Here is an 11,503-nt window from a genome sequence, read left to right as displayed (position 1 = left end):
AGTCTTTTTACTTACTTCTTTGAATTGCTTTTGCTATTTTTTCGAGTTTTTTGATACTTCCTCCCTTTTCTAGGAAGGTTCCTATTACTAGAGCATCTGCTCCCGCTTTAACTAGACTTTCAGCAGTTTTTTCATCTTTAATTCCTCCACCTACAATCAAAAATCCATTAAATACATGTCTGACTGTCTTTACCATTTCAGGAGTAACGTTAGTCTTTGCACCAGAACCTGCTTCAAGATATACAAATCTCATGCCAAGGAATTGAGCTGCAAGAGCATAGGCTGCAGCAATTTTTGGTTTTTCAAATGGAATTCCTCTTGCTGAACCAACAAACCAGGCAGAAGTTCCATCTCCAATCACTAAATATGCAGTTGGAAGTGGTTCTAATCCAAATTTAAGGACACTTGGAGCTCCTAAAGCCTGTGCTTGTGTTATAAAATATGGATTTTCAGAGTTCATTAGTGAACTAAATAAGATTGCATCAGCATCTGGTACAACACCTGTAACATTACCTGGAAATAGAATAGTTGGAATTTTTAGACCTTTTTTGATTCCTTTTACTACCTGAGCCATTTCAATTTGATCAGTTGCTGATGAGCCTCCTACTAAAATTGCTGAAGCCCCAATCTTCTCCACATCTTTAGCAAGCTTGCTTGATGCCTCTAGATTTGACACTTCAGAGTCGATTAATACAAACAATAATGCATTTTTCTTTTTTAATTCTGATTTTAGGAATGATTCTACTTTGTTTTCAGTCATAAAGAATGTCTGTAGATGTCTCTTTAAAGTTTAATTGGAATACTGTATACAGATTTGTATAGCTATGAACAAGTCTGAAGGATCTAATTTTAACAATATTATACGTAAAATTATCAAAAAATCACTGTTTACAGAGCGACAAGTTGAAATTATTTTAAATCAGAAAGATCTTCTAGAATCAAGTTTTCCTATTAGTAAAGGTGCGTATTATAGACAGGTTGGTCAATCTAGAGACAAATTAATCGGATTATTCTATTCAATCATACTTTTTCGTGGTTTAGGCATACTTTTACCTGATGATATAGATGTGATTTCAAAACTTTCTGAGCAAATTAGTGTGATAAATGAGAGTGATATTTTTCCTGAAAGAGAAGATGAAGTGATAAGTGTGATAGATAGGCTCATTCGTCAGGCATGTAATATATGATGTATGTGATTATCTAGTAAAGTAACAAAATGATTTTGTTTGTGATTATGTGTGGTTTGTTAATCTAAAGTGTGAAATAATGTTGTTCTATCACAATAAATCACAATGCAGGCATAGATGTTGTGATGTTAGTGGAAATTCCTGAACCTGAAGTGATTTTGTCTGTGATTTTAGCATTTATTGTGGGGATTTTAGGTTTGTATGCATATTTCAAGATAAGTCCATTCGTGAAAATTAAGAAGGAAGTATTTGATGCAACCCAAACTGAACGATTAGAATATTACGAAAGGCAGTTGATAGATATGAAAATACGCCTAGATGCATTAGAAATTCAAGGTATAGAACAAAAAGCAGAGGATCCTAATTTGGAATTAAAAAAATTCTTAGAAAAATTGGCAAAGAATGAGGCTCCTGAAAGACCTGTTGAGGTTGTTAGCAAACCAGAAGTTGTACCTGAAAAAGTGATTTCAACACCAAAAATACCAACTATTACGCCTGCAAACCCAATTGATTATGTGTTGCATCTAATCACAAACAAGGCTATGACATCACGTGACATACAAATCACATTAAAGAAAAGTAGGGAACATACTTCACGCCTGATGAAAAAGTTGTTTGAAGATGGATATGTACAAAGAAACACAGAATCAAAACCATATACTTATTCAATTACTGAAAAAGGAATGGCAAAAGTTGGAGAATTAGAAGTCAATCCAATTTCAGATTAGAATAATTTAAGAATTTTTTATAGTAAATTTACAATATTTTGAGTAATTTAGCCATATTTTATAATGAAAATATAATTAGATAATTTAATAAATTATATATATTATTAATTTATAGTGGTATTATGTCAGTCCAAGACAATGAAGTGTTGGTAAAAATCACTTCTGCGGGAACAATTTCTATTCCAAAACAGTTTAGAAAGTATATGGATATTCAAAAAGGGGAATATGTCAAAGTAATTTTGGGAAAAGATCGATTATTGATTAGAAAAGTTACTATTTCTTGATTAGTTATTGTTGTTTTTGCGCTAGTTTAATGGTTTGATATGTCCATTCTCGGCCTGTTCTGGTCCTATTTACCCTACCTTTTGTGGAAAATCTTGACAAATATGTGGAAATTACACTGAGTTTTACAGGTTCATTATATTCATCTTCATATTTTTCAAGAATGTTTGTAGAGGTAAATTTGCCCATTGGGAAGAATTTATCCACTATATTCCAAATTTTAGAACCTACAGAATCCATATTTGTAACCTCTTGTTCTTCTTCAATATTCATCAAGTCCATCATTTCAAAGATTTTGAGGACTTTGTCTCTGGTAACATTACCTTCTAATTTAATATCATAACGAGCTCCATCAGAATCTTCCATGTCTATTCTAATCCTTTTTTTAGCCATCTTTGAGATCTAATGGATCGAATGTTAACAGTTCAAATGATCCAAGAATGTTTGTTAACTAAATGGTTTGTTAACATTGACTGCCTAACCCGTGCCTAACCTATTTTTTGTTGTTAACAGTTAACTCTCAATAAACCCTTTAATTTAATAGATTTTCATGCCTGGAATGGAAATAAAGGGGTTATTTTGATGATATTCACAGTGTTAACATTCACCTTAACGCCTGGAATGGAAATAAAGGGGTTAAATTGGGTTTTTTTGGTTTTTTTTAACACCAACTTAACACAAATGTTAACTTAATTTCAATCAAGGACAACCCACACACCAATATTTCCACTCTATCTTTTTCTTTAATTTTTTTATTAGAAAATCTAAAACTAACTAAAAATAATTAATTACAAACTAAACTACAATTACTATTCTATTCTATACTCTCTTAATTCAGATATGATTGTGTTAGTGTTGAGAGGAAACAAAGGTGTGTGAGTATGTCTGATCCTATAGATGATATGTTAGATGCTGCAGAATCAGGAAAATCAATAATAAAAAATCGAGATATTCTTCATTATACATATATTCCAGAAATTATTTTACATAGAAAATCTGAACAAGAACAAGTTACTCAATCATTGTTACCTATTTTGAAAAAATCCAGACCATCAAATCTTCTAGTATATGGAAAACCAGGTACAGGCAAAACCTTGGTTGTGAAAAAAGTTCTTTCAAAAATTCAAGAAAGGGTAGAGAAATCAAACTTTCCAATTAAATTAATATATTCTAATTCTAAAGAAGAAACAACCCTTTATGGATTATTAGTGAGTCTAGGCAGGCAATTAGGCCTAAATGAGAAGGAATTACCCTCAAATGGACTGGCAATCAGCGTGGTATTCAAAAGATTACTAACAAAAATAGATGAAGAAAAACTTAACGCAATTTTTGTGATTGACGAAATTGATTATTTAGCCCAATTAGTAGCAAAAACAGGCAAGGATATACTCTATCAACTCACTAGAGCAAATGAACGTCTAACACAAGGTTCTCTAACTTTGGTTGGAATTTCAAATGATTTGACATTTAAAGAAAGATTGGATCCTAGGGTAATCAGCAGCCTAGGAGAAGAGGAGATTGTATTTACAAACTATGATGTTGAACAAATAAAAAAAATTCTTGAAGAAAGAATCAATGAATCATTTGTTGCAAATTCAGTAGATGAACCCGCACTAAATCTCATTGCCGCACTTGCTGGAGGAGAACACGGTGATGCCAGACGAGCAATAGATTTACTTCGAGTATCAGGAGAACTTGCTGAACGTCAACAATCAGAGAAAGTCACTGTTGAACATGTGAGAGAAGCCTCTCAAAAAATGGAAGAAAATAAAGAGGAAAAATCTCTCAAATCATTTCCACTACATGAAAAACTAGTCCTTATTGCAATAATGAAGGCAAATGGTTCTTCTACAGGCGAGATTTATTCATCTTACAAAAATCTCTGTAAGGCAGTTGGAAAAGACGAGCTAACTCAAAGAAGAATAACACAAATGCTCAGTGAAATTGAATTATCTGGAATAATTTCAGGAAGACTAATTCATCAAGGAATTCATGGCAGGACAAAAAAATACAAACTTACAATATCGTCTGAAATGATAAAAAAAACATTCAAAGACGATCTAACTTTGCAAGATATTATCTAAATTAGAACTATAGTTTTGATGGAAAACTTGGAAAGTTTTGAGATTTACTAAAATAGCAATTCCTGGATTTGGTGTCATCCCAACACTGGCTTGAAATGGTGTTTGCTTTTGCCATGAACCTGAGTTTATCAATAAAATTCCCTTGTACATGTCTAGTTGTGCTCTATGGACATGACCGACGTGAAAAATATCTGGAATATCTTGAATTACCATAAGATCTTCCATCTCAGGTGCTATCGGTGTCTGGTTACCATAAATTGGACTCAAATGTCTTGCTCTAAGAAGATGTCTCATCACATCTGTAGGTCTATCATAACTTAGACCTGGGGTGGTCTTTACAATATCATCTATACTTTGTCCGTGAAACATTGAAACCTTAACTCCATTTAATGAGACTACGGCAGGATTACCCACCATAAACACATTTTCCCTTTCCCACAAACCAGAATTATATTTTTGAGGTATGGCTGGCTGTGGTAGTGCTCTTCTTCCAGGATCATGATTTCCAGGCATTATGATGATCTTTACATTTTTTGGGATTTTGTCAATCAAATCCTCTGCTTTTTTTAACTGTTCTTGGATTGTCTGACATACCAGTTCTTTATTCTGATTTGGATAGATTCCTACTCCATCTACAACATCACCTCCAATCAAGACAAACCTAATTTTCTTTGCAATTGGATCAGGACTAGAGATCCATGATACAAAATCTGAAAACTCTTCTTCCATGAAATATCTGCTTCCTATATGCAAATCAGAAAGAAATACGGCATATGCTTCACTTTCTGACTTGTTTTTAGCCTGTTCTGGAATATCTGGCAAAATTAAATCCTTGATGATATATCCAGAGTTTTTAGCCGAACCTACTCTTGCCATTACAAATTGATCCAATAACAAAGTACCAGCAGTTTTTTGTAATTCCTCATCAAAAATAATGCCTTCAAATGAGCCTGATGGGTCTTCAAGAACGATTTTTGTGATGTTTCTCTCAGAACTTCTAACTGAAACTAATCCACAAACATACAAATCATCTTCAATTTTTGTATTTTTTAGAGATGCTGCAGATTTGAGCATTTTTGACTCTGGTCTGTCTGAAATAATTCGTTTAAGTTTGTTAAAACGACTAGAAAATAATGCATTGTATCCTTTTACCCCTTCACCTGAAGTTATCTTACTTGTAGGATCTGATAATATTTTAATTTCATTTTGTAATGAAAGATCGTCTTTAATTCCAAGATATGTTTCTAAATCATCTTGATTAATCTGGAATAATTTTTGTCTAGTTTTCTCTCTGACTATTTCTTTTATTATCTTCTCCAATTTTTTTACATCTATATCTTCTAAAATTTTAAAAGCGTCCGGATGAATCTGGAATCCCTTGTTTAACGCATAATTTAATGCAAAAGTAAGTTCCTTTTTCATATCAAAAAGTACAATCTGGTTTAATTAAATCTGCGCCTGCACCAACCCTCAAATATTGTTCATAATATTATGCTGTGTGAATAAACTTAGAATTATCTCATTCTTTGTATTTTTAGGGCTTTTTGCAGCTTTATTTCAAATCGGCTCATTATCTACTGTTACTGAAGAGGAAGCAGATGCATTTATGGCAGAATTTGAAGCACTTGTTTTGGATATTGATGCATTTGGAATATTTACACATAATTTGACCATAGCTCTTCCAATGTTTATTCCTGGATTTGGGATTGTATGGGGATTATTTGCTTCATGGTCTACAGGATTTGCATTTGCATCAATAGCCTTTACTGCACCAGAAATTGGTGAGATTCCACCACTGTCAATTCTTTTCTTTTCTCCGTTTGGTTTAATCGAACTAGTAGCATATTCTCTTGGAATTTCTAGGAGTTTTATTTTGATCAGAGCAATTCTCAAAAAATTTGATTTGATGCCATTTATCAAACCAACATTAATTGAAATTGGAATTGTTACGGGTCTTCTTTTAGCTGGTGGATATATTGAATTTTACATGATAGAAATAGCTCAAAAAGAAGGTCTAATGAACAATGCCTGAATTCTGATCTTTAATTCCTCTCGTTTTGCCTAATCAGTCTAAAATAATTTAGTAGCAAATTATAAACCAAATTAGATGAGAATTTAATCATGAAAGCAACCATTTCACTATTAGTTTTACTTTTGATTTCATCTGGATATTTTGCAAATACCTCATTTGCGGAAATTTCTGAAAATCAAGCATTTCTTTTAGAAGGATCTGGATTTGCTGTAACTGAGGAAATTATCAAAATATCGGAAATTGATCTTGGTCTATCTTCTCAAAAACAGAGTGGAAGTACGATTAATTTTCTTGTACATGATGGTTTTATCACATTAAATGATGAAGAATTTGTAATTTCCAATTTACAAGGAAAATTTTTACGTGAAGGAAAATATATTCGAATAAATGGTCTAGTTGAAAGTTCAACTGGTTTTGATACATCAATTAGCTTTTTTGGAAGACTAGTTGAAGAAAGTAAAGATGCATCAATTTATGGTTTTACTGGAAGAATTACGACATCTGATGAAACATATAAGATTATTTACACAACAAAACTGTCAACTTTTTCTAAAATCACACCAACTTCAACAGACACTGAAAAATCAAATCTAATTATTCACATTCTTAGAGGTTCATCTGCACAAAAAACTGATAACACTGTTCCTGGATTTGACAGCTCAAGTTATCTTAGATTCTTTTCTATTGATAGACTTTCAGTACAGCCAGGTACTACTATTACTTTAGTAAATGATGATGTAGTACAACATAGCATAATTAGTGGAAAAGAAAAGTATGGTGATCGATACAATCCATTTACACCTGATGGAAGAATTTTAACTGGATATATTGCACCTGGCGAATCTGCTAATATTACATTTGATGGTATAGGAATTTACAAATTATATGATCCAGACTATAATTATATGAAAATTGAAGTAGCAAGTTTCCCTAACGTGGATAATGTTTCGTTTGGTACATCAAAAAATAAACAAGGAAATTAACTCTCCCACTGCCATCTATAATTCATATATGAATCAAGACTTACTTGGTTGAACACCATTACCGACAAATCAGAAAATTCTTTCTCTTCCAAATCTTTTACCGTACCTTCAAAACATATTTCATTCTCAGTGGTTATTGCCTCAAAAACATGAACCTTCATCTTTTCAGTATCAAAACCATATTCTCGAAGATAAATGGCTATTTCAGAAGGCATAAAATGCTTATCTGGTTGTTTTGGCCAAGGTCTTGGAACCAAAACAACACTAAAACCATCAATCAATGCCTTTTGTAATTCTAATTTTTTATCTTCAATTGGAGTAGTTACATGCATTGTAATTACTTTTGATTTATCAAGAGGAACCTTTGCTCTTGATGCAGCAACTTGAATTGAACTAATGCCTGGAATAATTTCTACTTCGCCAAAAATTTCTATTAATCTGTCAACTACTTCTGATTCTGAAAAATTTACATCGCCTGTAAATGGAATCACTAATGTTCTGTCACCAAGCTCTGGCAGAATCTTTTGATAGGAATCTTCTTGATCATTCATAGTAATTTCATAGATTTCTTTTCCTACAATCAACTCTTCAATAGTTTTTAGAGTGTATTTGTAACCGATAACTACATCACAATTTTGAATAATCTCTTTCACTATTTCTGTCACATATTTTGGAGAACCAGGCCCGACACCTACAGCATAAACCTTCAATTTTATTTTGTAAATTTCTGTCTGTCTTTAATATATTGCACAAAAGGCTTCCAATCCACTTTCATGTATTTTGTAGGCTCTTTTACAGGATATTTCACCCAGTCTTGGGCTATTGAATACTGAAATTTCTCATCTTTTCCATTCTTTTGATATTCTAGTTGTAATGAATTTCCCCAATCTTTTTCTGTAAAACTAATACTGGAAATATCATCAAACCCTAACTCAATATTCCTGTCATCTTCGCAATCATTCATCAAATCTTCTTCATTATACCCATCATGGCGGATCATTGTATTTTTTGATTTAATAAAATTGATTACTTGTCTTTGAGTAATAGCTTTCCACCAATTCATTTTAGCTTCTGTCTTATGAATAAACATCAAATGTTTGTCAGTTAATACCAACATACCTTCTTTCCCACCAATTGAAAAGAATTTCTTGGATTCTCTCCACACTGAAACTATGTGTGCCTGAATCTTTTCTTCAGGTTCCATGTACTTGATTTATTTGACTTTGTTAAAAATCAATACAATTAGCTTTTAAGTAAGAATTTATGGAAAAAAATATTGAATAAAATCTTCCTAATTTTGACAATTTCATTACTTTTAGTTAGTTTTGGAAACTATACATTTGCGCAAGAAAATGAGATTAACAAAATTAACTTTGTAGATCCTGTAGTAGTTTTAGAGACCAATCTTGGAAACATTACAATAGAATTTTTTTATAATGATGCACCAAAACACGTTGAAAATTTTATTAAATTATCTCAATCTGGATTTTATGATGGAACTCTTTTCCATAGAATTATTCCTGGATTTATGATTCAGGGAGGCGATCCAAACACAATAGAAGGTGATCCTAGTACTTGGGGAACTGGTGGCCCAAAAACAAGTGTGGATGCTGAATTTAACACAATAAAACATAATCGAGGAATTGTTTCAATGGCAAGATCTGCTGATCCAAACAGTGGTGGCTCACAATTCTTTATCGTGCATGCTGACTCAAATTTTCTTGATGAACAATATACTGTATTTGGTAGAATTATAACTGAAGAAAGTTTTGAAACATTAGATAAAATTGCATCAGTGGAAACTACTCAAGACAGACCACAAGATCCTGAACAAGTACGAATTACTAAAGTTACAATAGTTAATCGTTCAGAAGTCTCAAATATTCTTGAATTACAAGAACCAGAACGTACTGAATCAACCATTACTCCATCTACTGGTAATCAAAAATATGAAAGCACTGAGCATGAAATAGGATTTAGTGTACCTGAAGGGTGGTTATTACAAACTCCAAATAAAACAACACCAAATTCTCCTGACGTAGTAGCAGTAGGACCAAAAATTGGAGCCATAAATCCTGTGATTTCATTAACAGTAGAAGAAACCAATCAAAGAACTATGGATGATCTTATTTTCAATAAAACTGAAACAATTAAGCAAGTTGTAGAGGCAGGTAACCTAGACATAATTTCACAAGAAAAAATTTCTGTTAATGGAAATCAAGCTTATGCGATAAATGCAATAGGTACATTCTTTTCAAATAATGAAAGTTTTGATGTAAAATTCAGAGAAATTATGATTTTTGATACGGAAAAAGTTTACACATTTGCATATAGCAATGGAGTTAACGAATTTGATTCACAACTTCCAAGATTTGAAGAAACAATTGATTCATTTGAAATATTATCACAAAATAAAGAAGGTGGTGGCTGTCTAATTGCAACTGCAACATATGGTTCAGAATTAGCTCCTCAAGTTCAACAATTAAGAGAGATTAGAGATAATCTCATCTTATCAACAAAATCAGGTACTGCATTTATGAGCGGATTTAATCAATTCTATTACTCATTTTCACCTATGATTGCAGATTTAGAACGTGAAAACCCTCTTTTCAAGGAAGCAGTAAAGATTACCCTAACACCACTACTTACATCCCTATCAATTCTTAATTATGTAGATGTAAATTCAGAAGAATCAGTTCTAGGTTATGGAATTAGTCTGATTATTCTTAACATTGGAATGTATTTTATAGCACCTACAATAATTATCTATAAAATTAGAAAATAATTTTTTTACCAAACATCATCTACTTCATCAAGTAGTTTGTATTCTTTCTCGGTTTCACGTTTCATTAATTTTAGTCTAGAAATATCTCTATCAAAGAACAAATCTATTGTCCAATCAAGAAACACACGAGTTTTTTTATCAAATGTTGTGATTTTTGAGAGGTATACATTTCGCCAAATTAGCCAAGCCCAAAATCCTGAAATATTCATTCCCAAAAATGTAGCAATTCCTGATCTTTTTCCAATAATTGCCATTTGTCCTTTTGAATGATAAACAAATTTTTCTTTTTTAGAATTTTTAATTATTGCAATCAAATTTTTAGCTGCAATTTTTGCTTGAGCTTCTGCAATTTGAGCAGTTGGAGGTAATGGTCTTTGTGTTTCAGGATCTAAATGTAATGCACAATCACCAATAGCAAATACTCCTGGAAAATCTGAAACTTCCAAATAATCATTTACAATAACTTTTCCTTTATCAGTTTTGAACATAGATCTCTTAATTGTATTAACTGGTGTAACACCTGCAGTCCAAATCAAAGTCTTTGTCACTATTGAATCAATTTTAGAAGTATCTACTGAATCTTTTGGATGTTCATCTAATGGTTTGATAGTGACTTCATTTCCATCAAAACTTGTTACCGCAGTTTTTAATCTGATATCGATTCCTCTTTCTACCATCTTGTCTTTTGCAAAGTCTGCCAATTTCGTATTAAATCCAGGCAAAATCATTCCCAGAGCTTCTAATACAATTACTTTGAGATCTTCTTTGTGAATTGTTGGATAATGTTTTCTTGCATCTAAAAGAAGATCCATTAATTCTCCTGCAGTCTCAATTCCTGCAAATCCTCCACCAACAACAACAAAATTCAAAAAACTTTTTCTTAGTATTGGATTAGTTTCATTTTCTGCCTGTTCAAGCATATCAATTACTCTATTTCTTAACATTACAGCATCATTGAGCGTCTTCATAGTGTAAGCATTTTTTTCAACATCAGCCATCCCAAAAAAATTCGTCTCACTGCCAAGTGCAACCACTAGAAAATCATAATGTATTGAAATACTTCTTTTATCTCCAGTTCCCCATAATGTTACTAATTTTCCATAAGGATCAATATTTTTGACTCTGCCTTCATAGAATTTTGTTTTTTTACAAATAGTTCTGATTGGTAAAACAATATGTCTGGTTTCAATCATTCCAGAAGCAACTTGTGGTAACATTGGTGTAAATAATAGAAAATTATCTTCACTTACCATAACTAGTTCTATTTCTGAATCAGTTCCAAACTCTGATTCTAATTGTCTTGCACATTCCACACCTGCAAATCCTCCCCCTAAAATTACAATTTTTTTTTTATTTCTTGCCAATTGTGTTTTCTTCACAAATTGGGTGAATATATGCTATAAGAACAATTTTCAATATGTC

Annotated in this window: 13 protein-coding genes; 7 read left to right on the top strand and 6 right to left on the bottom strand. The window is 32.1% G+C overall.

Annotation, left to right across the window (positions count from 1 at the left end):
• Positions 1 to 7: 7 nt before the first annotated feature.
• On the bottom strand, positions 8 to 760 hold the full coding sequence (locus OEW78_RS01600; RefSeq protein ID WP_300323118.1) for a geranylgeranylglyceryl/heptaprenylglyceryl phosphate synthase: 753 nt from the start codon (positions 758 to 760) through the stop codon (positions 8 to 10).
• 64 nt (positions 761 to 824) lie between these two features.
• On the opposite strand from OEW78_RS01600, the gene OEW78_RS01595 reads away from it, so the two are divergent.
• The 3 genes from OEW78_RS01595 (at position 825) to OEW78_RS01585 (ending at position 2,199) form a co-directional block, all read left to right on the top strand.
• The gene (locus tag OEW78_RS01595; protein WP_300323116.1) at positions 825 to 1,187 is read left to right on the top strand and encodes a hypothetical protein; all 363 of its coding nucleotides are present in this window, start codon (positions 825 to 827) and stop codon (positions 1,185 to 1,187) included.
• 125 nt (positions 1,188 to 1,312) lie between these two features.
• Complete coding sequence (locus OEW78_RS01590) at positions 1,313 to 1,915, top strand: winged helix DNA-binding protein (protein WP_300323287.1); 603 nt, start codon at positions 1,313 to 1,315, stop codon at positions 1,913 to 1,915.
• A gap of 122 nt (positions 1,916 to 2,037) precedes the next feature.
• A complete protein-coding gene (locus tag OEW78_RS01585; RefSeq protein ID WP_109877580.1) occupies positions 2,038 to 2,199 on the top strand; it encodes an AbrB/MazE/SpoVT family DNA-binding domain-containing protein in 162 nt (53 codons plus the stop codon).
• Between the two features lie 4 nt (positions 2,200 to 2,203).
• On the opposite strand, the gene OEW78_RS01580 is transcribed toward OEW78_RS01585, so the two are convergent.
• Positions 2,204 to 2,590: a hypothetical protein gene (locus OEW78_RS01580; protein ID WP_300323113.1), complete on the bottom strand. Its 387-nt coding sequence runs from the start codon at positions 2,588 to 2,590 to the stop codon at positions 2,204 to 2,206.
• Positions 2,591 to 3,078: 488 nt separating this feature from the next.
• Between OEW78_RS01580 and OEW78_RS01575 the strand changes: the two genes are divergently transcribed.
• A complete protein-coding gene (locus OEW78_RS01575) occupies positions 3,079 to 4,281 on the top strand; it encodes an AAA family ATPase (protein WP_300323111.1) in 1,203 nt (400 codons plus the stop codon).
• Here OEW78_RS01575 and OEW78_RS01570 read toward each other — a convergent pair.
• Complete coding sequence (locus OEW78_RS01570; RefSeq protein WP_300323109.1) at positions 4,258 to 5,703, bottom strand: DNA-directed DNA polymerase II small subunit; 1,446 nt, start codon at positions 5,701 to 5,703, stop codon at positions 4,258 to 4,260. The genes OEW78_RS01575 and OEW78_RS01570 overlap by 24 nt on opposite strands.
• A 76-nt stretch (positions 5,704 to 5,779) precedes the next feature.
• Here OEW78_RS01570 and OEW78_RS01565 point away from each other — a divergent pair, with 76 nt between their 5' ends.
• Positions 5,780 to 6,313 (top strand): stage II sporulation protein M, encoded by a 534-nt coding sequence (locus tag OEW78_RS01565; RefSeq protein WP_300323107.1) that lies wholly within the window; start codon positions 5,780 to 5,782, stop codon positions 6,311 to 6,313.
• A gap of 89 nt (positions 6,314 to 6,402) precedes the next feature.
• Entirely contained in the window at positions 6,403 to 7,296 is an 894-nt protein-coding gene (locus tag OEW78_RS01560) for a hypothetical protein (RefSeq protein WP_300323105.1), read from the top strand.
• Here OEW78_RS01560 and cbiE read toward each other — a convergent pair.
• Both cbiE and OEW78_RS01550 read right to left on the bottom strand, forming a co-directional pair.
• On the bottom strand, positions 7,293 to 8,006 hold the full coding sequence (cbiE, locus tag OEW78_RS01555) for a precorrin-6y C5,15-methyltransferase (decarboxylating) subunit CbiE (protein ID WP_300323103.1): 714 nt from the start codon (positions 8,004 to 8,006) through the stop codon (positions 7,293 to 7,295). The two genes, OEW78_RS01560 and cbiE, sit on opposite strands and share 4 nt — an antisense overlap.
• 2 nt (positions 8,007 to 8,008) lie before the next feature.
• Entirely contained in the window at positions 8,009 to 8,500 is a 492-nt protein-coding gene (locus OEW78_RS01550) for a hypothetical protein (RefSeq protein WP_300323101.1), read from the bottom strand.
• Positions 8,501 to 8,572: 72 nt separating this feature from the next.
• On the opposite strand from OEW78_RS01550, the gene OEW78_RS01545 reads away from it, so the two are divergent.
• Positions 8,573 to 10,081: a peptidylprolyl isomerase gene (locus OEW78_RS01545; protein WP_300323099.1), complete on the top strand. Its 1,509-nt coding sequence runs from the start codon at positions 8,573 to 8,575 to the stop codon at positions 10,079 to 10,081.
• Positions 10,082 to 10,086: 5 nt separating this feature from the next.
• Here OEW78_RS01545 and OEW78_RS01540 read toward each other — a convergent pair whose 3' ends face one another.
• The gene (locus OEW78_RS01540; protein ID WP_300323284.1) at positions 10,087 to 11,445 is read right to left on the bottom strand and encodes an NAD(P)/FAD-dependent oxidoreductase; all 1,359 of its coding nucleotides are present in this window, start codon (positions 11,443 to 11,445) and stop codon (positions 10,087 to 10,089) included.
• Between the last annotated feature and the right edge of the window lie 58 nt (positions 11,446 to 11,503).

Source organism: Candidatus Nitrosopumilus sp. (genome assembly GCF_029882185.1).
GTDB lineage: Archaea > Thermoproteota > Nitrososphaeria > Nitrososphaerales > Nitrosopumilaceae > Nitrosopumilus.
Note: the sequence above shows the minus strand (reverse complement) of the source record. Positions and strands in the feature narration are given on the sequence as shown.